Raw genomic sequence first — 24,373 nt, 5'->3', positions numbered from 1 at the left:
AGCTAAAAACTAATGGCTGCTCTTAAAACACCACACCTTGGCTACGCAGGTAATCATCATAGGTGCCGCTGAAGTCGATCACGCCCGTGGCGCTCAGCTCGATGATGCGGGTGGCCAGGGACGATACGAACTCACGGTCATGGCTGACGAAGATCAGCGTGCCCGGGTAGTTCTCCAGCGCCAGGTTCAGCGCCTCGATGGACTCCATATCCAAGTGGTTGGTCGGTTCGTCCATGAGCAGCACGTTCGGCTTTTGCAGGATCAGCTTGCCGAACAGCATGCGGCCTTGCTCACCACCGGAAATCACCTTCACCGACTTCTGGATCTCGTCGTTGGAGAACAGCATGCGACCCAGGGTGCCACGGATCATTTGCTCGCCTTGGGTCCACTGGCCCATCCAGTCGAACAGGGTCACGTCGTCTTCGAAGTCGTGGGCATGGTCCTGGGCGTAGTAGCCCAGTTCTGCAGCGTCGGTCCACTTGATGCTGCCGGCGTCCGGGGTCAACTCGTTGACCAGGGTACGCAGCAGGGTGGTCTTGCCGATACCGTTCGGGCCGATGATCGCCACGCGCTCGCCGGCTTCAACCTGGAAGCTGAAGTCTTTGAACAGCGGCTTGCCGTCGAAGCCTTTGGCCATTTTTTCGACCATGACGGCCTGACGGTGCAGCTTTTTGTTCTGCTCGAAACGGATGAACGGACTGACGCGGCTCGACGGCTTGACTTCGGCCAGTTGGATCTTGTCGATCGCCTTGGCACGGGAAGTGGCCTGCTTGGCTTTCGAGGCGTTGGCCGAGAAGCGGCTGACGAAGGATTGCAGCTCGGAGATCTGCGCCTTCTTCTTGGCGTTGTCCGACAGCAGTTGCTCGCGGGACTGGGTCGCCACGGTCATGTACTCGTCGTAGTTGCCCGGGAACAGGCGCAGCTCGCCGTAGTCCAGGTCAGCCATGTGGGTGCACACGCTGTTCAGGAAGTGACGGTCGTGAGAGATGATGATCATCAGGCTGGAGCGCTGGGTCAGGATGTTTTCCAGCCAGCGGATGGTGTTGATGTCCAAGTGGTTGGTCGGTTCGTCGAGCAACAGCACTTCAGGATCGGAAAACAGCGCCTGGGCCAGCAACACACGCAGTTTCCAGCCAGGGGACACTTCGCTCATCGGGCCGAAGTGCTGTTCCAGGGGAATGCCCAGGCCCAACAGCAGTTCACCGGCACGGGATTCGGCGGTGTAGCCGTCCATTTCGGCAAACTCGGTTTCCAGCTCGGCCACGGCCATGCCGTCTTCTTCGCTCATTTCCGGCAGCGAGTAGATGCGGTCGCGCTCGGCCTTGACCTTCCACAGCTCTTCGTGACCCATGATCACGGTGTCGAGCACGGTGAATTCTTCGTAGGCGAACTGGTCCTGGCGCAGTTTACCCAAGCGTACGTTCGGCTCCAGCATGACCTGGCCGCCGGACGGATCGAGGTCGCCGCCAAGGATTTTCATGAAGGTCGACTTGCCGCAACCGTTGGCACCGATCAAACCATAACGGTTGCCGGCGCCGAACTTGACCGAGACGTTCTCGAAGAGCGGCTTGGCGCCGAACTGCATGGTGATGTTAGCTGTGGAGATCAATTACTTTACCTATCAATAGCTTAGAGTGCGCTTATTTGAACTGGGACCAATTTGGGACCAATTTGGAGCTTTTCCATTTCGCCCCAATCTGAGCTTGAGTTGATCCAACGCGCATAAGTCGAGAGCAGCATCTGCACGCTATGGCCGAGCTGCTGGGAGATGAAGGCGGGGTTCATGCCAGACATAATGCATATTGTCGCATAGGTGTGACGACAGTTGTATGGCGGCCGACGACGGATATTCAGCGCTTTCAATGTCGGAACCCATTGCTTGTGCAGATCAGACGTCTGCTTCACGTACTCCGAGTTCTTCGAGGGCGGGAAGATGAAAGGCGTTTCCAGCACTTTTCCCTTGCCCATTTTCCGACGCTCTGCGTATTCCTTGGCGAACTCCAGGGCGTGCAGAGCGCGGTCATTCAGCAAAACAAAGCGATCTCCGCCCGTTTTCGTACGCTCCACCACTTCCCCCAAGGCGATCCCGCGACACACGTGGGCTGTCTTCTTCTCTTCGTCTATCGCGTCCCAGCGCATCGCCAGGGCCTCGGAAAGACGCATTCCTGTAAAAAACACAAACTCAAAAAATGCCGCGTAGATCGTGCTGGGCCAATGTTCATGCTCGTACATCTTGGCGATGATCTGGTTTGCCTCGTCCAGGGTGAACGGGTCGATCTCCTTTTTGCTGCGCTTGGGCAACTCCAGGATCGCCGCCGGGTTCTTCGGGATCAGCTCCTCAGACATCGCTGAATTCAGGATGGTCGACAGCTTCGAGATCGCGTTGCGCTTCACCCCGGGCGACTTCCATTCCCTGGAGGCCATGACCCGGCGTAGCAGGGTGGTGGTGATCAGATCGATCCGCACCAGGGCCAGTCCGGGCATCCAGTACCGGTTCAGCGCCCCCTTGTAGTTGTTTTTCGTGCCGGCCACCACCTCCCGACTATCCAGCCAGAGCTGGGCATACTCGCCAAAGTTGATCTTGCCACCGGCGACGTTGCTGGAACCGGGGAACAGCTCGGCGTACTTGTCGTCATCGAGCAGCCCCAGCCTGATCAGGCCTTTTACTTGATCAACAACCTGTGAGGCAGACTTGATTCCTTTCTGTGTCGGGGGATAGGGGAGCGTTTCACTGCGCCGGCTGCCGTTCCACATAAAGCGGATGCGGATCGATCCGTGGTGGAGGTCCATTCCTGCGGGCAAACCCATTGGCTTTCGAGCCATTCGTAATATCTCCTGATGCTATACAAGACCCGGCTGCCCTGTTTGTTCCAGACGCCGAGGGGGATTTGGTTGCGAGCGCGCTTTGAGCGCAGGGCGGCGAGGGTGGTGCCGAGTATTTGGGCCATTTGGGCTTCGGGGACTTTGTCGCCTGTGATGCCGTCGTTGAGCTGTTCTGCTGCTGACATTGAGTGCTCCGCGCCGCGCTTGGCGGCAGAGGGTTGGGAGTAAGTAGTCACGACTGGTCTACAGTTGGTCGAGGCGTTACTCGATGGGGAGAAAACGGATGTTCGACAAGTATCCCGAGCAAAAGCAGGCTAGAAAGTGGGTAGGAGCGTTTGGTGCTGCACTCCTGGGGTTGGGAGTGTTTCTTGTCGTCATTGATGGGTCGGGAGGAGGGCTTTGTATCTTTATGGGGGTCAGTTTGGTGATGCTGGTGTTCCTTGCGAACGAAAAACAGTTCGCGAAGACGTTAAGGGTTCTAGGCTGGTTTGATGGGCTTTCGTGAAAGTAAACCTTGCCCGCCGCTCACCGGCAGGCATGTAGGGGGATTGGGGTTAGGGAAGCGTGGAGCCGATTTGCGCTGCTACGATGGTGATTGCCTGGCGGAGCGCGCCACCCCGATCCGCGTCGTTGGTCCAGCCGATGTTCTCGCCGAAGCCGCGGCGCTCGACCATCACGTACTGCAGGTTGGTGAACCAGAGGATGCTGAGCTGAAGGTCTACCGCCAGGCGCATGGCCTGGAGGTCATCGCTGAGTGGCTGCCATTGCTCCCGGCCTGAATCTGGATCGTCGTAGTAGAAGGCATCGCTACCGCACCGGTACTCCAGTTCGAAGCCCAAGGCTTTGGCTGACAGATGTAACAGTTCGTGGTCGGTCATGGCGTCACCCGCTTGAACTCCACCACCCAGACCCAGGGGTTGGCGTCCCAGTCGCCGCCTACGGAACTCCAAAGACTGGCGAACGAATCCACCGGACTGGCGAAGTAGTGTTTGCCGTTCTCTACGTGGTATCCGCCGTCCTGGGTCTTGGTGATGCCTTCGGCCAGCGCCTGATCCTCGCTAATGTCCTGCAACCGCTCGACGCGCACGTCGGTGATCTCCAGTAGGATGCGGCTCACCCAGCGGGGTGTATGGATGCTGGGTTTCCAGGTTGGCTGTTCTTGCTCGTAGGGCTCCAGCCCGTCAGCCGCATACACCAGGTCGCCGTCCTCTCGCGCCTGATCAAGATCCGCCATGTCGGCAGGTTGCAGGTACGGCCCTTTCTGGACTTCGGAGTGGTTGCAGTACCAGGTCTCGCGCACCCACAGCCGGCCGCCGGGCTTTCCGTATGGGCAAAGGTCAGCATTGCCAGGCAGTGTCAGAAACGCCGGTTCAAAACCGGCGGCCAAGCAATCCAGCGCCGCCTGTTTTTTCACCTCGCGCCGCGTGACCGTCTTCCGACCTTCCAGGATGGCGCGCACCATCGGCGCCGAGAACAGGATGGGGCGTTCTTTGATCTGGCTCACGGTGCCACCGCCTGGCGCACCCACACGCAGATAGGGCCGTCGTCGGTATCGTGGATCGAAAAGATGAACCAGCCTTCACCAGGAGGCTGTGTGGGTGCCCATCCCGAACAGTCTGCGATGCCGCTGGCAAACCATGCCGCCTGCAAATCATCCGGGGCGTCATCCTCGAAATTCCGTTCACGAACATCCAGCCCCCGGTCTGTGAACCAGGCGTATGGAATCAGTTCGTCATCAGTCGATGGCCAGGCTGGGTGTGTCCAGAAGCCGGTAGCATCACGGTCAACGGGAAGAGGCTGGATCAAAACAGTTTTTTCAGGCATGACTTCGTCCTTGCCGCTATAGCGGCTGACTTTGAAGGGGGAGGGGGGAATTAAAAGCTCGCTGCTTGTGGAAATCGCTTGAATGCATGCCGTCAAAATGCAAGCCTGAACTTTCTGAAATGGAGATGGACAGGTATGGGCGGGTTAATGAAAGCCGCATTGGCAGTGTTAATAGTGTTATTGCTGTTTGTTGCGTCTTTTTTGCTCGTGAGTCTTGAATATCCCATCGCTTCAAACGCGGCACTGGTAACATTTTGGGATGAAATGAAGTGGAATTTATTAACGCTAGTGATTGATGTGTTTGTTGTGGTTATAGGCGTGTCCTACATACTTGAGGTGCGGGATGATAAAAAATGGGAGCCTGCTCGTAGATTGGTATCCGAAAACGGGGCTCTCGCCATAGCATGGATGACGCATGCAGGTTATCACTGCTTCAAAACCGAAGGCGTAAGCCCAGAGCACCAACAAACTCAGATGCGCGCAATTGCTTTAAAAAAGTTCATTTCTCACATTCAAAGGTTTGAAGAGTCAATACATCTTTGCAATGCCGGCCTTGGTAAAGACCTAATGCCTTTAGCGACAGAGGCGATTTGGAAAATGAAACAAATCGTTCCTATTTTTCATTATTTGCTTTTTGCTAAAGATAAACAATCTGCCAATGAGGCGGTTTTGTACGAGGTGCCAGAGCTTCTTATGTCGGAGGTCTGCGAGCTTGGAAGCCGATTAGAGAATTTGTTTGATGTAAAGTTAGAATCATGGATGGTTGTTGACTTTAGACAGTCGGTTGATTCAATGGTGGATTTTATTGCGAGGCATCATCATATATATCAGCAAGGTGATCTTCCGCGCGGTGTTAAATATAATTTGCTTCATGTGTATGATGCGAATATGTTGAGGACTGTAGAGGGCGGAGCCGGTATATCGCAAGTGAAGTTATTTACTGAAAATTGATTTTATCGTTTGGTTGGTTGAATATTGTCGAGTCGTATAGTTATATCGTTACCAGATCATGGGCATTCACAACCGTCATGCCGAGGCGTTGTGATTTGTTCGACAGGCCAAGGTGTGCCCATAGCCTGCCGGTGAATATGTGGTTAATGGTTGAGTGCGAAACGCCATAATCCTTGCTCAGCTGTAGTTGCGAGATACCACGCTCCCGGTGTGCTGAGACGATTTCCCTAACCTGCCGCTCGGTGAGGATGGAGTTATGATGACCTTCACCGCTCGCCTGCGCGTTTACACGCCGGCCTTTCCTGTCCATGTCGTGGACGTTGTCCTTGTTGGTGCCGAGAGACAGGTGATTTGGATTCACGCAACCAGGGGTATCGCAGCTGTGCAGCACGCACAGCCCGTGGAACGATTCGTGGTCTGGGATCGGGCCATGTACCAGCTCATAGGAGAAGCGGTGCGCCGACACCATTGAGTTGCGTCGACTGCCATCGGGTTTGAACTGGCTGCCCATCGAGAACTTGCCGTAACCCTTCCGGTCCTTTCCACCGATCCATATCCAGCAATCGCCCGACTTATCGACCTTTGACCAGAACCGTTCTCGATCGCGGATTGTGGGTACTGTGTTTTCTGTAGGCATGGGGAGTCCTTGCCGGGCCATGCCCGGGCGGTGGAGTGTATAATTTCTGTGAGAGAATTACCGCAGGCAATCAAGCCACTATCAAAAAGGGACTTTTATGGATGCTGCAATTGCGGGTCTAGTCGGCGCGGGTATCGGGCTTGTAGGCTCACTGGGTGCGGTATGGATTCAGAATCACTACCTGACAAAGAGAGAACGAGCTAAATCCGTTATGGAAATAGCCGTCCGGAGCAGGGAGCAAGAGGTGAATCTAGCCGTGGCTCGGCTACGCAAGCCTGCAGTTCCGCCGCTAGAGGTATACGTCCAGCATCATCAATCGATTTTTGACATGCTTGAAAGCGGTAACGTTACTGCGAAAAGTATCGAAAAGATTTTTACTGAGAAAGACCGAATGACCGATCATTTGACCGCCATAAGCGATAGGCGGTGGAATGAAAAAGCAACGGATGAAGCGATCAGACGGGCTGGGGGTTAGTATCGATGCGCCTGCCTCGCCGGCTGGCGTGAAATGTTGATATGGGTTATTGCGGGTGACCGGCATGGAGCCGGATCAAGGAACGATTATGTTTGCGAAAATTGTTGTTGGAATACTGATCGGATTTGTAGGTGGTTTTGTTGAGGCTCGAGGGCCATCTTGGAGAAAGAAAACTGAGATTATTTCTGAAGTTCTACTTTTCCTTGTTGGGCTCGGGTTTATCATTTCATCCTTCATGTTCGGCGCGGTCTATGGCGTCATGGCGATAGCCGAAATTACTGCTGGCTTTTACGCATACGGGAAAGTTGTTCGCTCAGAAAAAGCGAGTCGGTAAATTTATCCAGTCAAGCGCCGCCCTCATCGAGAGCGCGGCGCGTCGGTAGGCGTCAGGCGGCAGCGCGCTTGAGCTGTTCGGTCAACTGAGTGGGCAGCCCGCGCAGCGTCAGCGTGCCACCGGCTTCGTCGAACTCGATCTTGTCGCCCAGCAGGTGCGCTTCGAAGCTGATCGACATCCCTTCGGCCCGTCCGGTGAAACGCCGGAATTTGTTGAGGGTCTTCTTGTCCGGCGGCAGGGACTCGGAAATCCCGTAGTCCTTCGCCTTGATGAAGTCGTGGAAGTTCTTCGGCCGGTCTTCATCGATCAGGCCCGACAACTCATCGAGGGTGATCGGCTCTCCCAGCTTGGCCTTGGCCATTGAATAGCTGACCAGTGTGTGCGTCTTCTCGCGCGCCGACTCTTCTGGCAGATCTTCGCTTTCAACAAAGTCGCTGAACGCCTTCAGCAGCGTGCGGGTTTCGCCCGGTCCGTCGATCCCTTCCTGGCAACCGATGAAGTCGCGGAAGTAATCGTTGAGCCTCCGGCCCTGCTTGCACTTGAGGTACGAGATGTACTGCCTCGACTGCGGGTTGTTCTGCCACTCGCTGATGTTGATGCGCGCGGCCAGGCGGATGTGGTCCAGGTCCAAGCGCTTCACCGTCATCAGGGCCAGCTCTTCGGTCATGGTCACCGCTTCGGTTTCCTGCACCAGGGCAATGGCCAGATACTCGGTCATGCCTTGCTGGTAGTGGCAGAAGAGGGCGTGCCCGCCAGTGGTGAGGTTTGATTCTTCCATCAGCCGGGTAAGGTGTTCGACGGCGGTGGTGCTGAACGACAGGAAGTCGGCAGCACCGGCTAGGTACTTGCCGAGCCAGCCGTTGAATGGGAAAGCGCCTGATTCCTGATGGAAGAAGCCCCAGCCCTTGCCTGCCGTGGCGTTATAGCTTTCGTTGAGCTGATGCATCAGATCGTCGCGGGCGCCGCTATCTTCCTGCTCGGCGCCGGCCAAGTGCAGAACAGCCGGAGTGCCGTCGGGCTTCTTGTCGATCTTGTGGATGACGCTATGGCGTACAGGCATTTCGTTTACCTCAGGTAAGCGCCGCCCTCCGGTTACCGGATGCAGCGAGTAGGGTGGGTTATCAGTCGTTCTCGCCGTCGTCATCGGCGTTCATTTCAAGAGATTCGGCAAAGCCTGCTTGTCGTAATTTGCGCGCCACGTTTTGCGATATGTCGATTCCGTGGCGCTTAATTTCTAGCATTGGCGCGGACTTCTCAGCACCCAACGAGTGGGCATGCGTGATAAGTCGCCAGATGGTGGTGCGGTCTTTCTTTTCGCCCAGTTCGGCAGTGAGCGCTGCGAGCCGGTCACGCACCCCCTGGCGGAAATAGTGGCGGATGCTGTCGGACGGCCCTTTTACCTTGGGCGGCGTCGGCGGCAGATCCTCGGCCCGTCCATTCAGTACCAGCAGTTGCACCGCCTCGCTGACTTCCTCGACCTCATGCCAGCGCATCAACTCGTCTAGCATCTTCCGGGCGCCGTACGGCACTGTGTGCCGCAACTCATGCTCGCCCAGCTCCTGCCGCCTCTCGGCAAGCTTGGCCGTGCGTTCCTTCTGTTCGGCTGCCATGGCCTACCTCTTCGATTCCACTTGCCGGGATTGCCAGCCATGTCGGCCGGCGGCGCACTGCGGTGATCTTGCTGATGCGCCTTGTATGTGTTGCGGTGAGTTGATGAGTTGTGGTGGCAAAACGCGATTGGAAAAATTCTGCAGAGTCATTATGATCAGCCGCGCCGATTTCAAGGACGTTTCATAATGTACATGTTAGTTATCATCTCGCTAGTAGTGCTTCAGATTTTTACGACAGCAATTGTCATCTACCTATATAGCTTGACGAAAAAAAATAAAGGAAGTGAGGTTGAGCCATATAGTCAGTTTACTATTGGCGTATGTGCGCTAGGTTTTGCCATTGTAATATTGTTTTTGTTTTACATATTTGTTGATGAAAAATTTGACATTTCAATGAACTTAGGTCAGGTAGGAGATTTTGTTGGGGGGCTTACCAATCCAGTTCTAAGCTTTATTGCGTTGATCGTTTTGTTGAGGACGACTTTAATTCAAACTGTGGAGACTCGAAAAACCTCTGCGATAATGCTGGAACAACAAAAGCTTTTTGAGCAAGAGCGATTTGAGTCGAGCTTTTATCAGCTTCTTGAAAGGTATGAGGTTTCAGCAGAAAGGCATTGGCGAAAAACTCAAAGTGGAGAAAAATATACACAAGGCATAGCAAAGATTCTTGAATTAAAAAAGCGTAGAGAAGAAATTGACACCCTTCCTATTAGGTTAAGATTAATCGAGATTAAAAAAGATGTGAGGAAACATCTTGATAATGACAAGGATAAGAAGTCGATAATTAAAGCTCTTAAGGTTTTTTCTTTTTTGAAAGGTTCAAATCTTTCGGAAAAAAGGAAAAAATATTATTTCTCTATAATGGTTGATGCTATGGAGCCGTGTGAGCTGGTTATGTTTTTAAGCATGGCGTTCAACTCCAGAAGCGGAAGAAAGAGTGTAAGGGCTTACGCGCCTTTGTCGAATCTGAAACGAGAATTCTTTGTTTCTAAAACTGTGTCGGACTACTATTTCGGTAGCTGACAGGGAGCGAAAAATATCATCCCATGATCACGCATGATCTCGATCAAGCTTTGATTTCGGAATGCTAGCGCCACGTTTTCGTCAACAAAGATTTCGTGGCGCGGAAAACGCAGGAACTCGATCAGCTCGTCGTTGCCCATCAGGTCCATTTTCATGATGGCTATCTGCAGGACTTCGCTAATGATCGACAGCTGGCCGCGAAGCCGGATACGCTTCATGGCCTGCTCGATACCCGGCCTGACCTTGTGCCGCAATTCCTTCTCGGCGACCGCCAGGCGCTTCTGCCTTGGCCGATCGTTCCTGCACAGTCTTGGCCATTGCCTACCTCTTCTATTCCGCTGGCCGGCAGTGCGAGCCAGGTTTGACGTTTGCTTTGCTGGATGCGGGCTATGCGGCGCATGAGCGACTGCCATGGCGCGCTTTCGGATAGTCGATGCCGTGGGCGGCGATGATTCTCTCAAAGGCCTTGTTGCCGATCGCCAATTTTCCGCAGCACTGGCGCCGAGTGATGCCCAGCTCCAGAAAGGCACGGATGCGCTTGGCGTATTTCGCGTCGCGGGCTTCGTCCACTTCCTTACGCACCAGGTTCCGTGCACCTCCCCGGGTTGGCGGCTTGAACGTGATGTCGTACCTGGCGGCGTAGTTGTAGATAAGCCGCCGGCTTACACCAAGCTCAGCGGCGACCTCGGTCTGGGTGAGCGTTACGCCCAACTGCCGTATCTGCTCGGCCATCTTTAGCCGGTCCTGTGATCGGATGTCGGTCTTGTCGAGGGGGAGGGGGGGCGCTTCAACCTTGCGCCGAACGAATGGCTTCGGCATTGGCGGCATCTGGTTGCTATAGGTGATCGGCTTGGGCTTGTAGTGGTACGGATCGGCTACTTCGATCTTTCCGCCGGCCGCCAGGTACTGGTCAACCGCTGCGGCCAGTTCGTCCGATGCTGGCCGTAGAGCCTCGACCAGGCTTAAGTGGTTGCTGATCATGCTGCCGCCTTGGCCAGCGTCACCCCGGCCATGCTGAAGGTGGATCCCTGCGCCGCGACCATCGCGTCGAGCGCTTCCCAATTGACCAGGAGGACAGTGATCGGCGCCTGACCATATGCCACGGCTTTCACCAAGGCCTCGAAGTCTGTCACGTTGGCCTGCAGCGCTACCTGCTCGACCACGTGGCTCGTTACTGGCTTTGTAGCCTGGGCGACGGGTGCCGTTGTCTGAACTGGCGTGGCGCGGACAGGCTCGGGCGCCGCCGCTTTCTCCACGACTGGCTCTGGCTTGATGGCTGCCAGTCGCTGGGCTTCCTGCTCTTCGGCGATGCGCTTCGCGTCGGCCTTTGCCTGCTCCGCCTTCTGGTGTTCGGAGATTCGGAATTTGATCAGCGTCACAAGGTCATCATTGGCCTTGGTAACCAGTTGCTGCACGTCACTGAACAGGAAGGCATGATCAACGGCGAGCTCCGCCAGACTAGTCAGGTTCAAGCGAATACTGTCCGCCGCCTGACTTGCATCGATCTTCGCGCGGGCCAGCTCGGTATCTACCGCGTCCTGAAGACTGGCGATGGTCCGCTTGTTCTTCATGGCGCCGGCGAAGTCCGAAACGACATGAGGCAGCGTGACTTTGCCCAGCGTCTTGTTGATGGCGGCGATGTGATCCGCCAGCGCCAGCTCGGCTTTTTGCTTGATGTTGGTCTTCACCAGCAGCTCTTGAGCCTTCACCAGCTTGTCGACTTTCAGTCGAGTCTCGCGAGCATGGGCACTGATGCGATCCAGCGACGAAAACAGCTCGTCGATGCTTTGGGTCTGCGACAGGGCCTGTTTTTTGGCGACCGACACGGCCTCTTCGACATCACCGCACCACTTGACCGCCTTCTTCGCATCGGCGAAGTCCTGGTCGGTGGAGAGCGTGGTTTTCACCGAGTCGATGACGGCCAGCGCCGAATCTTCAAACACCTTCAGGTTGCTGGCGGTAACCATGCCGGTCAGCTCGATACGCAGCGCTGGCAGCTCATCAGGTGCCTTGCCGACGACGATTGAAGGCGCGTCGGCCATCTCGAAGTTGGCCAGGTCCACCTCGAACTGTTTCCAGCCTTCGATCAACTGGGCCGCGCGCCCGCCGACGGGCCGGTACTCCATGTGCACGAAGTTCTCCGGCGTGCCGTCCGAGCAAACAAAGATGACCCGCTCAGCGCCGCTCACCAGCAGTTGCTGCTCAAGCTGCCAGTAGTAATGCGGAGCAAGGTCGCCGGCTTTCACCTGGGCCACGACCGACTCATTCCACAGTTTGTGCTCGAACAGTGTCTCCCCGAGCATCGTGGCGCCGTCCATGGAGGCGAGCAGGTTGCCCTCGGTAGCAACGATCGGATAAAGCTCTTCGCCGATCAATGCCTCGGTCAGTGGGCGCGCCAGGGCTTCGGTTGCATGTCCCTTGTCGAAGACAAACTGCTGAGAAGGTGTGACGTCTGGCGTGATGCCCGTCTTCTTGGCGATCAGCAGGTCGGTGCGGGATTGGTACTTCGAGGCGCCCATCATTGCTGGTGCTTCTGAAGCGGTGCGGTACTGAGCGCGGAGGGCAAGCCACTCGGCGGAGCCTTGAGCTACGTTGTGAATTTTCATGCTGCGTCTCCATCGAGGGCTTTTAGGTTGGTGATTTTTTCAATCTGCGCCGGGCTCAGCGTGTACTTGCTGCTGATGGTCGCAATGAGGTGTTCAGGGCTGGTTCGGTTCGAATCGATCAGCGGTTGCCACTTCGCGATGTTCTCGGTCAGTAGGTCGTCGGAGTAGGCGGGCAGCGCTTCCGGTTCAGGCTGGGCTTGCTGTCGTGGGCTGACATCGCGCGCCGGCTCCTCGAACGCTTTGCCTTCCATCTCGTCGGCCGTTGGCGCTGATCCAACTTCAGGGAAAGCTTTGCGCAGGGCCTGGGCCTCGGCGCATTTGGCGAGCTGGGCAAATGCTCGGCGCTTCCACATGGCGTTGGGCGCCGCAGTGTCCTTGCTGGCTGTTGCGTAGTTTTCAATCCAGCGCTCGTTGGCCGTGTACTCGGCAACCAGGCCGTTGCTCATCTGCCGCTTGACTGTCACACGACACCATTCGGGATACGTGACTTCTACACCGCTCAACTTCGCAGTCACTGGGGGGCCATATTCTGGTTCGCTGATCCCGGCGTATTGGCCGGTGCGCGCCGCCTGAATGCGGTACAGGCCGATGCCTGGCATCACCGTGTCCTGAATCTTTTTCGTCTTGGAGTTCCAGATAGGAACGATGTGCACCGGCTTCAACATTGGGTCCAGGTGCGCCGCCTGGCAGTAAGCCAACACCATCACTACAGAGTTCTTTTCTGCGCCGGGATAGAGGCTGCTGCTCAACACTTCAACGAGCGCGGCCTCCGACATTGCGGGCGTGTTGTCGTCCTGCTTCATTACTGCGGACATGGGGATTCCTTGCCGCGATGTTCGCAGCGATGAAAGGGGTAGGGGAAATAAGAGTTGATAAACGTTCTTATTCGCATTTAAGATACGTAATAACATTTCAACTCAATGCAAGGAGCCTCACCTATGAAAGTGCTGTCCTCACTGAAAGAAGCGAAAAACCGTCACCGCGACTGCCAGATCGTGATGCGCCGGGGCCGGATCTACGTGATCTGCAAATCCAATCCGAAATTCAAAGCGCGGCAGGGCAGTGCGAAGAACAAGAACAAAGGGAAAGGTTGATCAACTCTGCTGCTCAACCCTATAGCGCAGGACCTGGAGGACGCGACCGCCGTAACCAGGTTCTGCGTATTGCTCAATTGGGGCACCGTAGAAGCCGCGGCGCTCTGCCAGGCTGTAGGCCTCGCGCAGGTTGTGAGCGCTGATGTCTTCGAGCTGCTCGTCGATCAATGATTTAACCGGTGCTGTTGTCACGCTGCCTCCTTGCGCGAAACCTTGTTGAGGCGTGCGCAGTAGTGGTCGAATTCCTTGAGGGTGATCGTTTCGTCAATCAAGAACTGGGCGATCATCCGCTGAACAATCACGGCCTCCTCTCGCGTGCTTGCTGCATGCATGAGGCTTTCAAGCGCTTCGTCGATGAGGATGTGAGCGCTCATAAGTCGGCATCCACATCGTCTTCGCGCTCTTCCCGTTCCGCCGCTATAGCGTCTTCGGCGTATGGCCTGAGCAGCGCGATAGCGATCTTCTCGACCGCCTCAATGGGGCGTTGCTGGCCCAGCAGGTCTGCGGCGTGGGACCGGGCATCGCTCTGGCTGCCAAGCATTGCCGACAGCAGCAGGCGGGCAAATGAATCGCGCTGATCCAGGCCGTCGATCTGGCGCTGGTTCAGGTGGCCCTGCAGCACCGTGCAGAACCGGTCGAACGTCACCACTTGCGGCTTGCCGTGGCGGCGCTTCCACTTGATATCGACGCCACACACCAGGCGCTCCGCCGAATGCTCAAGCCAGTCCGTCACCTCGTCGCTACCGCTCACCTCTGGAGGCAACTGAGCGTCGAAACGCTCCTGGCATATCTTCAATGCTGTGTTCATGGTCGCCTCCAATGTGGCGGGTTGTTCACCTGTATTCGTCAACACTCATGCCTCCCGCTGGTTGCCGATGGGCGCGGGGGAGGAGTGCTGACGTAATAGAGGTGGGGAAGGGGGCAGATGGCCGGAGCTGATCCCGGCATGACAGGACTCAAACCTGCCTACGTTTAACGATCTGTAAGTGTCAGTTCACTAGCATCAAGCGGGTCTGACCGTTCCGCCGTTACTGGCGGACTATGCGTTCGCATCCGATCCCTGAACTACATCAGGGGTGTTTTCCCGTACGTGAGGCCCGTCAGCCCGGGCATTCATCTGCTGTGTTGCGGTGATGCAGGTGGGCGGTTATAGGCCGCGATTTCGTCCGCATCGGACTGCTCTCAGGCTTTCGGTGGAGGTTCTTGAACAATCTCAAGCCTGCCGTGAAAGGTGGAGAGCAGTCCGATGCAGCCTGGTGCTGGGGAGTACCAGGGCCTCGGGCAGTTTGCGTCAGGCTGACGTAGCGCTTGCCTTCATCCTCGCCACCGCCTTGCTGACGGCTTTGGGCATCTTCTTCTCCCGGATAGCCTTGATTTGGCTATCCGTCAGCATGTCGGCCATGTACAGGTCTGTGATCGCATGATTCAGGCGGTCCAGGCGCTCAGCATCTTTAGCATCCATGCCTGGGAACTGCTCTCCGAACGAGCGAGCAGCCCAGCCCTGTTCAAATGTTTGTGTCATTGTCTTGCCCTCGGTTGTTTTCCCGATGCCCACCGCTCTGGATGGGCATCAGTGAAAAGGTCCGTCATGCTGCAAACATTTCTTGCTGGCCAGGTTTGGTTGCTACAACTTCTTGCTTGCCCTCTGGGCAAGGCCCCTGTCCGGCCATATACAAGCACTTGGCCTCAATCCCGTGTTCACGTTGCGTGTCGGGGTGAACCACCGTTATCACCCCCGCCGAATGCCTGTGCGATCAGCGCGTACTCTGCTGCCAGCCTCCCAATCTCTGCGTAAGCCTCTTCTCTGGTCATTGCTGCTATCTCCCGTTGATTTCCAATGCCGCCTCATAGAAGCGGCATCAGTAAATCTGTGGGTGTTTCCCGCGCCGCTTACCAGGTCATTCGCCAGTTCGGTCAACACCTCGACAGCCGTATGGGGTATCCCATCGTTGGCAGGCTTTCGGGCCTGTCTGTCGCCGGTCACCAGTAGTGGCAGCGCGTTTTGTTCACCTGACTTCCTCTCGCCCCACAGGTGATAGCCGGGGCTGACCTCCCAGCCTGAGCCGGGTAATCGTGTATGGCGCATGTTGTTAAAGAGCGTCGGGCTGTGAGGCCCTTCGCAGTCCCTCGTAAGTCGCTGCGATGAGTGAACATTAGGCATTCCTTCTTTTGCCGTCAATAGGCATGCCTAATTATTTTTCGTCAGACACAAAAAAGCCCGCTCAGCGGCGGGCTCTGGATTCAGGTCGGGGTGGGTGGCCTAGGCTTTATGCGTTGCAGTACAGGGTGTTTGCTTGCCGGTCACAACATAAAGCACGTCCACGCCAGCCTTGGCGATGTTTGCAAGGTAGATCGCATTCGGTACTCGAACCCCTCGCTCGTAAATGCTCTGGGCGTTCACCTTCACGCCGCCTATGATCGCAAGCTCTTCCTGAGTGAGGCCGAGGCGCTTACGCTCTCCACGTAGACGCTGGGTAATCTCTTTCATTGGATCCATCCCATAATTGAGCCCGCACTTTACCATTCGTGGCGTACAGCCACCATAAAGCGGGAGTGCGCACAATTCATCAATCGCGACTACGCTTTCGGCTCAGATCGAATGGATGCGCCCATGAACTCGTACAAGATCATCAAAACGAAAATGGGCTGGGGCTTGTTTAGGAGTGGCTCGGTTAAGCCGCTTGCTGAGGCGCCTACGAAAGAAGGCCTGGTGAAGATGGCTGCTCCACTCATCGCGGGCAAGGCTGCCTCAGTGAAGGTTCACAACGAGAACGGTACCTTCCAAGATCTGAGGTTCCAGTCATAAGTAATGGACCCACTCCTTAGCGGGCTTACTCAGGTAGTGATAGGACTCAGATGTAAAGCGATCTGTTGATGACAGAGGTCTACATGCCTAATCGATCTAACGGTGGATCCTGTTAGGTGTAGAGTCGAATTACCTCCATCTCGCCAAGCAGTATTGGGATGAACGTCTTAAGCTTGGAAATCTAAGCTCATGTCCGATACAGGTGTGAGCGCCTTGGCTGGCTCCTGCTTAAAGGAGCTGCCGTGCTATCTGCCCTGGAACTTCGACACGTAATTGAATCTGCATTACTCCCGCTGTCCTCCACTTGCCACATTGATCCGTCCGGGTCACTTCAAATAAAAATCTTTGACCCTGCGACCGGCTTAGTAGAGCTATTAGTACTGGGACCTCCGACGTCCACTTTGAGTGGGAGAGAGCCTATTGCTAAGTTGATCGCAGAGATTCGAGATGAGTTCGAAATTCTCAGGCAGATGCGCTTATCCCCAAACGGCTCCTATGTTGAAAACCTGAATGAGTAACAGACAGAGGGTCGCGGCGCTGAAAGCCTGGCGAGATATTTTGCTTCAACCAGATCAAGTGGGTGAGGCGGAGAATCGTTACAACGAGCTTCTGCGATCAGCGGATGACATGGAAAAAGCTAATCTCATTGGCTCAGATGAGTGGAGAAGAATGGTGCGGGAAGCCGGAACGGCCTTGGCGTTGAGCGCGGATTCCAAAGATGATAGATGTAGGAGCAAATCGCAGACAAAGAAAAGCCCGCGATGGGGGATAGCGGGCTTAAAGGGTGTTCACGAGGAGCTGAATTAACCATAGGCGCCCGGCTGTGAAAAGAATGTGAAAGGGCAGATACAAGAAACCCTGCTTGGCGCTCTATTGAGGATTCTGAGCCAGAAATATAGCCGTAACGGCAATCGCCAATATGCTAACCACTACAGCAGCCCTTCCTATGGTTCTGAACTTTTTCCGATGTCTGGCAAGTCCACGATCCTGAATGCCATATGTGTAGCGGCTCTCAAGGGAAAATGCAGCAATCGCTATCATCGGTGGTATTGCAAGGGCTGTGTACCAGATTGCATTTTTCATAACCCGAACCTCCGTAGCGAATTCCAATGGCATTATGCCGCTACGTTGATGATGTGAGTCAATCTAGGTCAAGAAGATGAGCGGCGAGCGAACTGAGAACCATCAGAAACAAGAAGCCCGGCGCTGGGCCGGGCTTTTCATTCTTTAGCAGATGGTGGTGCTGACGCTGGCGGTGTAACCAGTCTTTTCTGCTGAGCTTGTATTTGCTCAAGAAGCTTCCTAGTTTCGGTCGTTTGCTGTTTTGCCTCTTGCACCAGTTCTGAGGTTTCTCTTCCAGAATCAAATGCCGTGAAAGAAAGCCCCACTACAGCGACGATGGTGCCAACCATGACAGCGGTTGCTGACCAGATATTCGCCTTCATGCCCTTGATAGGCTGTATTTCCAGTCGGAAGTCACTAACAGCCTGGCGCATGTCGCTTTGGAAATCGGCGATGCGACGATCCATCCGCGCTTCAACAGCGGATAATTTGGCGTCCAGTTCTTCGCGATTGATGTCACTCATGTGTTCAGTATCGCTCGGTTTTGGAGCGATGTCATCCGGCCGGCTCTTAGTCATGCTATCAACATCGGCAAGCATTAAATCCAGAGCTCGCCTTGCCCCTCTCATATTTACCCGGCGACCCGAGGCTGATCGAGTTTCGATTGAAGCTTTTCTGCCGATCACGCCTTCGCTGAGGTCAATTACTTTTGATGCTTGAGGGGGGTGCGGCTCTCTGCCTTCATACGCCTTAATAACAGACCAATCTTCTGCTGTGACGTTTAAGTGGTCAAAATTAAAGCCGAATCCTTTACTCACCTGATCGAGCCGCCTTCCGCTTGTTTTCCTGAGAAATCATTTTCAGGAGGGTGACAGCCAATTCCTCAGCAACTTCGATGGGGATGGTCAGAGCTGCAATGTCATTACGGTAGGGAAGCGGAGTTTGTGGCTCAAGAGTGGCCCTTTCAGGATTGTTTGGGTCTGGAACAATCCGCTCCCCAGGTATCTCAAGGGAGTCGCGACCAAACGTTACGTGCAGTCTCGTTTCACCATTCCAACTCATAGCCATCGCGGTGAACTTGTCTGCAAACTCATCAACGAATGAGCCAGACCGACGATGCTTGAGTATGCTTCCTTCTTTCGTGCTGCTCACTATCGTCCCCTGTCTGAATTAATTTTCTACAGCGTCCGGCGCGCCAAACCAAGCGCATATTCTGGCTTGCTACGAATTATTTGCCCCGCTTTCACCTCATCCGCATACCCCGCCAGCCTGTCAGCTTCCTCATAAAGCGTACCCACCAACCCCATCAGAGCAATGGCGTCGGCATCGCTGAGTTTTTCTGCAAGCTTTCCCAGGTCGACACAGGACTCCTCAAGGTTTGAGGCGATCGCCTTGAGATCGCGGCGCAGTTGCTGGTTGGGTTTGGTGAGGGCCATGGCGTCATCCTGTATGCTCTATTTGGTTTACCCGGCTTTCGCCTTACATAGCTTCATCGCCACGCTTTGGGCGCCGCCGAGCCTTTCCACAATGTCTTCCCATGTCTTGCTAGTGGCTACGGCAAGGGCTGCAGCGTGTTTTCCTGTATCGCGAGACTCAACCGCCTCGCGAATAGTCAGTAGAAAACGCAAAAAATCGCCACCGGCCACCGGAATCTGTCCAATCTCTGAAGCCATAGTTGCCTCATATTCGAAAAGCCCTGACAGCCTGGTACACGGCACCCAAATGCCCTGCCAAGACCTCTCAGCAATTTTTGGCGGACTTTGCTCACGATCCCAATGGGTATTGTTGTGGTGCTACAGTACCCTGAGCGGCGTCCTTAGCTGCATCGTCGCGCAGAACTTGAAGTGCTGAATTAGACCCGCATCGTCCCAGCGTGGAGGATCGCTCTTGTACGTCATCCGTGACATTTTTCCAGTCGACTATAATTTTCGAGCATTCCAGACGAGCAAAACGCGAGCCTGAATATGCACTTTGGCGAGCATATCGCCATCAATCATGATTGCCGGGTACACCGGGTTATCTGAAATCATGCGCAGGGAGCCGCCGGTCAGGCGCTGAAGCCGCTTAATGAAAAGCTCTCCATCCAGCGTGAAGACATAGATCGCGTCAGTTCGAATCTCGGTGATGCCGCGATCTACCAGTAGGGCGTCACCATTGCGAAACGTGCCCTCCATGCTGTCGCCGTCACCATCAATGATGGCCAGGTTCTCCAGCTTGGAATATGACAAGCCCTGAGTCTTCAACCAGTCGAGATGCACGGTAATGTCTCTGATCACCTCAATATGATCGGGCGGCACTCTGCCTGAGCCCATCGAGCCGGCTACATCAAGCTGAGGAATGGTGATGAAGCTGGGGTCCTGTGATTTGCGGCGAGAATCAATCGCCACCACATTGCTCTCCTTGCTTACAGGTTGCGCCTCACCATCTGAACCTTTGCGCATCGCACCCTTTCCGGTAGCAAGCCACATTGGCAGCACCTTCAGATAGTCGGCGGCGATCAAAAGATTCTCCCCCTCAATCGTCTTGGTTTTCCCTGAAATCCAATCATTTACAGACGGCGCGCGAATCCCACAGGCGCGCGCCAGCGCGGCCTGCGTAACTTTCGGCGGGCCAGCCATTGCCAATTTTAACCGCTCTTGAAGTGTCCTCATTAGGGGAGCCTAACATCTGGCATCTAAGGTATTCCTATTGACCTAAATAAAAGGTATGCCTAATATCCGTGTCTATGCGAATAGCCGGAGAAATCAGGCATGAACCCAAATGAAATTATCGACGCTCTCGGCGGCACTTTCCGTGTTGCCGAGTTGTGTGAAGTGCGCCCCCCATCGGTAAGCGATTGGAGGAAGTACGGCATCCCTAGGGCGCGAATGATGTTTCTGCGTGTAGCCAGGCCTGAGGTTTTTAAGGAGCTGGAAGCAGAAGGCTCGAAGAAAACCGCCGCCTGACATCCCTGTCCGCCGTTCCATTGAGCAAATGATCGCCTCTGCACCTGCAGGGCGCCACGTAAAGAATTTCGAGGTGTTACATGCAGGAGTTGATGAAGGCGATCTATGACGTGGTGGACGAGCACGGGGCAGGGCGGATTGCAGATGGTGCCAGCTTCTCATCAAAGACTTTGCTTTCCCAGAAAGCGAACCCGGACTACGACAGCCACAAACTGAACGTCCAAGAACTGCACCGGATTATGAAGTTCACCCAGGACTTCCGGCCACTGAAGGCGTGGGCCGAGGCCTTTGGTTTCGACTTGGTCCCGAAGGAAAAGCCCGAGGGCATCAACCTAAACACGGCGCTTCTGCGCCTGCACGCCGATCTAGCTGACGTGACCCGCCTTGCCTTCGACGCCCAAGCCGATGGCCGCGTTTGCACTCGCGAGAAATCCGAACTGCTCAAAGAGGCTGAGGAAGTGATCGTCAGCCTGGAAGTATTCAAGCAGTCGGTGAAGGCCGCCTGAATTTCATACACAAAAAAGCCACCGGACGAGGGTGGCTTCTTCAACAGCGGTAAGCGAGAGAAATCATGCCAAACATTGTTCCGATACACAACCCTCGGGGGTTCACCCGAATGGACAACAATTTGATGGAGTCGCTGGCGACAGTTGATCTGCCAGCGAGAGAGCTTCGCGTTGTGATGGCTATTGCCCGTCAAACGATCGGCTTCCAGGTTGAGACACGCCGCCTGACTGCTGATGACTTGGGCAAGCTGACCAACATGCGCCGCGACGTTACCTCGAAGGCGATCAGCCATCTGCTCGAGCGCAAGATCATCTACCGCGTTGGTGGTAGCCGCGGTGAGATTGGCATTTCGCCTACTCGTGAATGGTCCTATTACGAAGAAAAACCAGCAAATCTCACTGAGACCAAAACGTCTCACTCAGCTCAAATCGTCTCACTGAGACCTGATGCGAGTGAGACCAAAACGGCAACTTCCCTTCTTTATACAAAGAAAGAACCCCTATTAACTCTTTCTTCGAAAGAGATTAATCCGCCCCAACCAAAACCCGAACCGGCGAAGCCTGATCGCAAGACTCCGTTCGGCATGACCCAGCTGCTGGCCGACAACCGCCACAACGTCCCTGAGCAACTGTTGGCCGACTGGCTAACCCAGCGCAAGGCTAAGCGAGCCGCCGTGACCGCCACCGTCTGGTCAACCGTGAACACCGAACTGTCCAAGTGCGTCGAGGCCGGGATCACCGCCGAAGACGCAATCACCGAGGCCTTGAATTCTGGCTGGCAGGGTTTCAAGGCGTCCTGGGTGATCAAGCGCCTGGCGGAATCTGCGCCGGCCCCGGCGTCCCAGTCTCGCCACACCGGCTTCGCTGAGCGCAATTACACCCACGGCCTGATTCAGCGTGAGGACGGTTCCTATGCGATCTGAGGCCGCTGATCAACCCGCACCTGAGCTACCGCCAGGAACACGCATCCAGCCAGGAGACTGTGAGATTCATGGTGCTTTCGAGCAAAAGGTATTCCCTGTGCTGGGCAAGGAGCTGAAGAGCTCCTGCCCTGAGTGCAGCCGACTAGCGCGCGAGAAGACCGAGGCCGCCGAGCAGGCGAACAAGGCGATGGAATTACGTATGGCTATGGAGCGCAAGCTCGGTGCCGCACTGATTCCCAAGCGTTTCGCCAGCAAAACCCTGGACGGTTACATAGCCACCACCGCTGAGCAACGCAAGGCGCTGAACACTTGCCGCCGGTATGCCGCAGAGTTCGCGCAGATCGCCGAGACGGGCCGCTGCCTATTGCTGCTGGGCAAGCCTGGCACCGGCAAGACGCATCTGTCCGTGGCGATCGCCAACGAGATCATGGCCAGGTCCAGCGCCACGGCTGTGTACCGCACTATCGGTTCCGTGCTGCAGGCGATCCGGGCGACCTACGACCGCACCAGCGACCAGAGCGAAAGCCAGATCCTGTCGAGCCTGATCAGCCCCTCGTTACTCATTTTGGACGAGATCGGCGTCAGCAAGGAAAAGCCCAGCGACTTCGAGCTGACCACCCTGTTCGCAATCATCAACGGTCGGTACGAGCAGATGCGCCCCACGGTGATCGTTTCCAATCTGGAAGCCAAGGCGCTGCCAGACGCCATCGGCGACCGCTGCATTGATCGGCTTCGGGAGGGTGGGGTGATCGTCATCCCGTTCGAGTGGGAATCGCAGCGCGGCAAGGAAGGGTTCTGATATGACCAGCCTCCAGATCCGCAACGAATCAGACCGCAACAAGGCCATGGGCTACATCGCCGGCCTAGACCTGGCCAAGCCCAAGAAGCTGGCCATCACCGAAGTGGACCGTAGCGGGGAGCAGAACAAGGCTCTGCACGCGGCGCTGGCCGACATCGCCGCCCAGGTCGAGCACGCCGGGAAGAAGTGGGACGTCCTGATCTGGAAGCGCCTGCTGACCGCCGCCTGGCTCCGTGAGTCGGGCGACAAGCCGCAGATGATCCCGGCGGTGGACGGCAACGGCTTCGACGTTATCTACGAGCGCACCAGCAAGCTGAACGTGAAGCAGTGCGGCGAGTTGATCGAGTGGGTGCATGCATTCGGCGCCGAGCACCAGGTGCGCTGGACGCAAAAGGACAATTGGGGAGGGCGCTACTGATGAGCCGCAACTTCAAACCGGGCGACCTTGCGCTGACGCTGGTTTCGCGTTACGGAATTTCCTCTATGTCGCAAGTGAGCCTCGTCATTTTTCGGCTCCAGGGGCAGAAAGCTGAAGAACCAGGCGGCCGGTTGTGGGTCGCTCCACATGACGGCTGGATCGTTGGGCGAGATGGCGAAGACGGCTACGGGTTTTTCAAGCCTGAGCAATTGATGCCCTTGCGCGGCGACTTCACCACAGAGCAGCAGAAAGCCAAGGAGGCTGAGCCATGCTTGTAACAACCAAGGAACGGAAAAAGAAAACCTGCAAGAACCCTGCATGCGGCATCAACTTTCCGCCGCAGCGACTGGGCCAGGCGGTATGTAGCCCGAAGTGTGGCCTGGCCATCAAGGACGTGAACCAGGCCAAAGCGCGTAAGTCGCTGGCCCAGGTTGAGCGCCGCGAAATCAAGGTTCGCAAGGAGAGGCTGAAGAGCCGCGGCGAACACATGCGCGAGGCTCAGCAGTCGTTCAATGAGTACGTCCGCACCCGGGATCAGGCCGCCGGCCACCTCTGCATCTCCAGCGGAAAGCCCTTGGACTGGAGCGGCAACGCAGTCGATGCCGGCCACTACCGCAGCGTCGGCTCCGCGCCGCACCTACGCTTCGATGAACGTAACTGTCACGCCCAGAGCAAGCAGGACAACCGCTTCCTTTCGGGCAATGCCGTGGATTACCGGATCGGCCTGATTGCGCGAATCGGCCAGGAGGCCGTCGACGCTCTGGAAGCAGACCAGAGCGTGCGGAAATACACCGTCGAGCAGATCAAGGGCATCAAGGCCTACTACCGGGCGAAGACCAGAGAACTGAAGAGGGCTGCAGCATGACCTATCGCAACGTTGTTTCAGCAGTAGTTCGGGCGCTCGCGGCCGAGACCATCAGTTCCGCCGGCGGCTGCGACTTTGAGCCGAAGGTGCAGTGCGCCAAGCAGAAGGGGGAGATCATCGGCAAGGAGGCTGCGTTTCTCCAAGACTGCTGGGTGTTCGGGCGGCTGCACAAGATGCTGACCCCGGCACATTGGCGGGCACTAGTGGCGAAGTACTCTACGCACCAGGAGCGCAAGCACGGCGCGATCCTGGAACTCCTGAATTCGGTGAAGTCGCCGGCGCCGAAACGGTTTCGTGAGTGCGCTGTGCTGACGTGGGCCATTCCGCAAGTTGCCGGTGCTGAGGGCAAACGCTCCGCCGCTGTGCTGCCGGCCGCCTGGTACGACATCACCAATTGGGACAATGACGGCAAGCCGGAATCGACGCGGTACCGGTGGCGCTCAGGGATCCGCAAGACGCTGGATGACCAGGTAAACGAGGCGCTGACGGCCGCTCAGGAACTGCTCGACGCTGAGGGTTTAATCGAAAGTTGTGCGGCGTAGCAAATAGCCATTGCAATGAGTGAGAAAGTGAGAGAGTATTTATCCAACCTGTCGATCTTGCGCGTTAGGGATTGATATCGAAGAGCCTCGCCACTGTGCGGGGCTTTTTGTATTCAGGGGGCGGTGACCG

General features: G+C 55.9%; 38 protein-coding genes. 15 read left to right on the top strand and 23 right to left on the bottom strand.

Going from position 1 to position 24,373, the window contains the following annotated elements; all coding sequences use genetic code 11:
* Positions 1-22: 22 nt before the first annotated feature.
* Both HX868_RS19305 and HX868_RS19300 read right to left on the bottom strand, forming a co-directional pair.
* A complete protein-coding gene (locus HX868_RS19305; protein ID WP_026000030.1) occupies positions 23-1,609 on the bottom strand; it encodes an ABC-F family ATPase in 1,587 nt (528 codons plus the stop codon).
* A gap of 20 nt (positions 1,610-1,629) precedes the next feature.
* Positions 1,630-2,823, bottom strand: coding sequence for a tyrosine-type recombinase/integrase (locus HX868_RS19300; protein ID WP_177004027.1), 1,194 nt, complete (start codon positions 2,821-2,823; stop codon positions 1,630-1,632).
* 283 nt (positions 2,824-3,106) lie between these two features.
* Between HX868_RS19300 and HX868_RS19295 the strand changes: the two genes are divergently transcribed.
* A complete protein-coding gene (locus HX868_RS19295) occupies positions 3,107-3,328 on the top strand; it encodes a hypothetical protein (RefSeq protein ID WP_177004026.1) in 222 nt (73 codons plus the stop codon).
* A gap of 49 nt (positions 3,329-3,377) precedes the next feature.
* On the opposite strand, the gene HX868_RS19290 is transcribed toward HX868_RS19295, so the two are convergent.
* The 3 genes from HX868_RS19290 to HX868_RS19280 are packed head-to-tail and all read right to left on the bottom strand — an operon-like array spanning position 3,378 to position 4,647.
* Positions 3,378-3,701 (bottom strand): hypothetical protein, encoded by a 324-nt coding sequence (locus tag HX868_RS19290; protein WP_177004025.1) that lies wholly within the window; start codon positions 3,699-3,701, stop codon positions 3,378-3,380.
* A complete protein-coding gene (locus HX868_RS19285; protein WP_177004024.1) occupies positions 3,698-4,327 on the bottom strand; it encodes a hypothetical protein in 630 nt (209 codons plus the stop codon). The genes HX868_RS19290 and HX868_RS19285 overlap by 4 nt, the downstream gene beginning before the upstream one ends.
* The gene (locus HX868_RS19280; protein ID WP_177004023.1) at positions 4,324-4,647 is read right to left on the bottom strand and encodes a hypothetical protein; all 324 of its coding nucleotides are present in this window, start codon (positions 4,645-4,647) and stop codon (positions 4,324-4,326) included. Before HX868_RS19280 ends, HX868_RS19285 begins: the two co-directional genes overlap by 4 nt.
* Positions 4,648-4,725: 78 nt before the next feature.
* On the opposite strand from HX868_RS19280, the gene HX868_RS19275 reads away from it, so the two are divergent.
* The gene (locus HX868_RS19275) at positions 4,726-5,598 is read left to right on the top strand and encodes a hypothetical protein (protein ID WP_177004022.1); all 873 of its coding nucleotides are present in this window, start codon (positions 4,726-4,728) and stop codon (positions 5,596-5,598) included.
* A 40-nt stretch (positions 5,599-5,638) separates the two neighbouring features.
* Here HX868_RS19275 and HX868_RS19270 read toward each other — a convergent pair whose 3' ends face one another.
* Entirely contained in the window at positions 5,639-6,235 is a 597-nt protein-coding gene (locus HX868_RS19270) for an HNH endonuclease (protein ID WP_177004021.1), read from the bottom strand.
* 289 nt (positions 6,236-6,524) lie between these two features.
* Positions 6,525-6,776: a hypothetical protein gene (locus tag HX868_RS19265; RefSeq protein WP_177004020.1), complete on the bottom strand. Its 252-nt coding sequence runs from the start codon at positions 6,774-6,776 to the stop codon at positions 6,525-6,527.
* Here HX868_RS19265 and HX868_RS19260 point away from each other — a divergent pair.
* Entirely contained in the window at positions 6,775-7,044 is a 270-nt protein-coding gene (locus HX868_RS19260; protein WP_246355557.1) for a hypothetical protein, read from the top strand. The genes HX868_RS19265 and HX868_RS19260 overlap by 2 nt on opposite strands.
* 52 nt (positions 7,045-7,096) lie before the next feature.
* On the opposite strand, the gene yejK is transcribed toward HX868_RS19260, so the two are convergent.
* Both yejK and HX868_RS19250 read right to left on the bottom strand, forming a co-directional pair.
* Positions 7,097-8,104 carry a nucleoid-associated protein YejK gene (gene yejK, locus HX868_RS19255; protein ID WP_177004019.1) on the bottom strand — a complete coding sequence of 336 codons (1,008 nt, stop codon included), beginning with the start codon at positions 8,102-8,104 and terminating at the stop codon, positions 7,097-7,099.
* A 61-nt stretch (positions 8,105-8,165) separates the two neighbouring features.
* Positions 8,166-8,654: a hypothetical protein gene (locus HX868_RS19250; RefSeq protein ID WP_177004018.1), complete on the bottom strand. Its 489-nt coding sequence runs from the start codon at positions 8,652-8,654 to the stop codon at positions 8,166-8,168.
* A gap of 186 nt (positions 8,655-8,840) precedes the next feature.
* On the opposite strand from HX868_RS19250, the gene HX868_RS19245 reads away from it, so the two are divergent.
* Positions 8,841-9,677 (top strand): hypothetical protein, encoded by an 837-nt coding sequence (locus HX868_RS19245; protein WP_177004017.1) that lies wholly within the window; start codon positions 8,841-8,843, stop codon positions 9,675-9,677.
* On the opposite strand, the gene HX868_RS19240 is transcribed toward HX868_RS19245, so the two are convergent.
* From HX868_RS19240 to bet, 4 genes are all read right to left on the bottom strand, one after another.
* Positions 9,662-9,895, bottom strand: a complete 234-nt coding sequence (locus tag HX868_RS19240; protein WP_343048306.1) for a hypothetical protein — start codon at positions 9,893-9,895, stop codon at positions 9,662-9,664. The two genes, HX868_RS19245 and HX868_RS19240, sit on opposite strands and share 16 nt — an antisense overlap.
* A gap of 169 nt (positions 9,896-10,064) precedes the next feature.
* A complete protein-coding gene (locus tag HX868_RS19235) occupies positions 10,065-10,658 on the bottom strand; it encodes a helix-turn-helix transcriptional regulator (RefSeq protein WP_177004016.1) in 594 nt (197 codons plus the stop codon).
* Positions 10,655-12,283 (bottom strand): YqaJ viral recombinase family protein, encoded by a 1,629-nt coding sequence (locus tag HX868_RS19230; protein WP_177004015.1) that lies wholly within the window; start codon positions 12,281-12,283, stop codon positions 10,655-10,657. The genes HX868_RS19235 and HX868_RS19230 overlap by 4 nt, the downstream gene beginning before the upstream one ends.
* On the bottom strand, positions 12,280-13,086 hold the full coding sequence (gene bet, locus HX868_RS19225) for a phage recombination protein Bet (protein ID WP_177004069.1): 807 nt from the start codon (positions 13,084-13,086) through the stop codon (positions 12,280-12,282). Before bet ends, HX868_RS19230 begins: the two co-directional genes overlap by 4 nt.
* 135 nt (positions 13,087-13,221) lie before the next feature.
* Here bet and ykgO point away from each other — a divergent pair, with 135 nt between their 5' ends.
* Complete coding sequence (gene ykgO, locus HX868_RS19220; RefSeq protein ID WP_019816741.1) at positions 13,222-13,377, top strand: type B 50S ribosomal protein L36; 156 nt, start codon at positions 13,222-13,224, stop codon at positions 13,375-13,377.
* On the opposite strand, the gene HX868_RS19215 is transcribed toward ykgO, so the two are convergent.
* The 5 genes from HX868_RS19215 to HX868_RS19195 all read right to left on the bottom strand — a co-directional run bounded on the left by HX868_RS19215 (position 13,378) and on the right by HX868_RS19195 (position 15,865).
* Positions 13,378-13,569, bottom strand: a complete 192-nt coding sequence (locus HX868_RS19215; RefSeq protein ID WP_177004014.1) for a hypothetical protein — start codon at positions 13,567-13,569, stop codon at positions 13,378-13,380.
* Entirely contained in the window at positions 13,566-13,751 is a 186-nt protein-coding gene (locus HX868_RS19210) for a hypothetical protein (protein ID WP_177004013.1), read from the bottom strand. Before HX868_RS19210 ends, HX868_RS19215 begins: the two co-directional genes overlap by 4 nt.
* Positions 13,748-14,185 carry a hypothetical protein gene (locus tag HX868_RS19205; RefSeq protein ID WP_177004012.1) on the bottom strand — a complete coding sequence of 146 codons (438 nt, stop codon included), beginning with the start codon at positions 14,183-14,185 and terminating at the stop codon, positions 13,748-13,750. Before HX868_RS19205 ends, HX868_RS19210 begins: the two co-directional genes overlap by 4 nt.
* 483 nt (positions 14,186-14,668) lie before the next feature.
* Positions 14,669-14,899, bottom strand: coding sequence for a hypothetical protein (locus HX868_RS19200; RefSeq protein ID WP_047282194.1), 231 nt, complete (start codon positions 14,897-14,899; stop codon positions 14,669-14,671).
* Positions 14,900-15,637: 738 nt separating this feature from the next.
* On the bottom strand, positions 15,638-15,865 hold the full coding sequence (locus HX868_RS19195) for a helix-turn-helix domain-containing protein (RefSeq protein WP_177004011.1): 228 nt from the start codon (positions 15,863-15,865) through the stop codon (positions 15,638-15,640).
* Positions 15,866-15,988: 123 nt separating this feature from the next.
* On the opposite strand from HX868_RS19195, the gene HX868_RS19190 reads away from it, so the two are divergent.
* Both HX868_RS19190 and HX868_RS31280 read left to right on the top strand, forming a co-directional pair.
* The gene (locus HX868_RS19190) at positions 15,989-16,183 is read left to right on the top strand and encodes a hypothetical protein (protein WP_177004010.1); all 195 of its coding nucleotides are present in this window, start codon (positions 15,989-15,991) and stop codon (positions 16,181-16,183) included.
* Positions 16,184-16,425: 242 nt separating this feature from the next.
* Positions 16,426-16,701 carry a DUF1652 domain-containing protein gene (locus tag HX868_RS31280; protein WP_177004009.1) on the top strand — a complete coding sequence of 92 codons (276 nt, stop codon included), beginning with the start codon at positions 16,426-16,428 and terminating at the stop codon, positions 16,699-16,701.
* Between the two features lie 702 nt (positions 16,702-17,403).
* Here the strand turns inward: HX868_RS31280 and HX868_RS19180 are convergent.
* The 5 genes from HX868_RS19180 to HX868_RS19160 form a co-directional block, all read right to left on the bottom strand.
* Entirely contained in the window at positions 17,404-18,063 is a 660-nt protein-coding gene (locus HX868_RS19180; protein ID WP_177004008.1) for a hypothetical protein, read from the bottom strand.
* A complete protein-coding gene (locus HX868_RS19175) occupies positions 18,056-18,397 on the bottom strand; it encodes a hypothetical protein (RefSeq protein WP_177004007.1) in 342 nt (113 codons plus the stop codon). Before HX868_RS19175 ends, HX868_RS19180 begins: the two co-directional genes overlap by 8 nt.
* Positions 18,398-18,423: 26 nt before the next feature.
* Positions 18,424-18,681: a hypothetical protein gene (locus tag HX868_RS19170; RefSeq protein WP_177004006.1), complete on the bottom strand. Its 258-nt coding sequence runs from the start codon at positions 18,679-18,681 to the stop codon at positions 18,424-18,426.
* A 27-nt stretch (positions 18,682-18,708) separates the two neighbouring features.
* A complete protein-coding gene (locus HX868_RS19165; RefSeq protein ID WP_177004005.1) occupies positions 18,709-18,918 on the bottom strand; it encodes a hypothetical protein in 210 nt (69 codons plus the stop codon).
* A gap of 246 nt (positions 18,919-19,164) precedes the next feature.
* The gene (locus tag HX868_RS19160; RefSeq protein WP_177004004.1) at positions 19,165-19,896 is read right to left on the bottom strand and encodes a helix-turn-helix transcriptional regulator; all 732 of its coding nucleotides are present in this window, start codon (positions 19,894-19,896) and stop codon (positions 19,165-19,167) included.
* Between the two features lie 99 nt (positions 19,897-19,995).
* On the opposite strand from HX868_RS19160, the gene HX868_RS19155 reads away from it, so the two are divergent.
* The 8 genes from HX868_RS19155 (at position 19,996) to HX868_RS19120 (ending at position 24,243) form a co-directional block, all read left to right on the top strand.
* A complete protein-coding gene (locus HX868_RS19155) occupies positions 19,996-20,190 on the top strand; it encodes a helix-turn-helix domain-containing protein (RefSeq protein WP_177004003.1) in 195 nt (64 codons plus the stop codon).
* A gap of 80 nt (positions 20,191-20,270) precedes the next feature.
* Complete coding sequence (locus HX868_RS19150; protein WP_177004002.1) at positions 20,271-20,696, top strand: phage regulatory CII family protein; 426 nt, start codon at positions 20,271-20,273, stop codon at positions 20,694-20,696.
* Positions 20,697-20,761: 65 nt separating this feature from the next.
* The gene (locus tag HX868_RS19145) at positions 20,762-21,619 is read left to right on the top strand and encodes a replication protein (RefSeq protein WP_177004001.1); all 858 of its coding nucleotides are present in this window, start codon (positions 20,762-20,764) and stop codon (positions 21,617-21,619) included.
* Entirely contained in the window at positions 21,609-22,418 is an 810-nt protein-coding gene (locus HX868_RS19140; protein ID WP_177004000.1) for an ATP-binding protein, read from the top strand. Before HX868_RS19145 ends, HX868_RS19140 begins: the two co-directional genes overlap by 11 nt.
* Before the next feature lies 1 nt (position 22,419).
* Positions 22,420-22,836: a recombination protein NinB gene (locus tag HX868_RS19135; RefSeq protein ID WP_122555123.1), complete on the top strand. Its 417-nt coding sequence runs from the start codon at positions 22,420-22,422 to the stop codon at positions 22,834-22,836.
* A complete protein-coding gene (locus HX868_RS19130; protein ID WP_177003999.1) occupies positions 22,836-23,114 on the top strand; it encodes a hypothetical protein in 279 nt (92 codons plus the stop codon). The genes HX868_RS19135 and HX868_RS19130 overlap by 1 nt, the downstream gene beginning before the upstream one ends.
* Entirely contained in the window at positions 23,105-23,701 is a 597-nt protein-coding gene (locus tag HX868_RS19125; RefSeq protein ID WP_177003998.1) for a recombination protein NinG, read from the top strand. The genes HX868_RS19130 and HX868_RS19125 overlap by 10 nt, the downstream gene beginning before the upstream one ends.
* Complete coding sequence (locus tag HX868_RS19120; protein ID WP_177003997.1) at positions 23,698-24,243, top strand: hypothetical protein; 546 nt, start codon at positions 23,698-23,700, stop codon at positions 24,241-24,243. Before HX868_RS19125 ends, HX868_RS19120 begins: the two co-directional genes overlap by 4 nt.
* Positions 24,244-24,373: the final 130 nt, after the last annotated feature.

This window comes from Pseudomonas reactans, from assembly GCF_013385825.1.
GTDB classification, from domain to species: Bacteria; Pseudomonadota; Gammaproteobacteria; order Pseudomonadales; family Pseudomonadaceae; genus Aquipseudomonas; species Aquipseudomonas reactans.
This window is presented reverse-complemented; position numbering and strand designations above follow the sequence as displayed.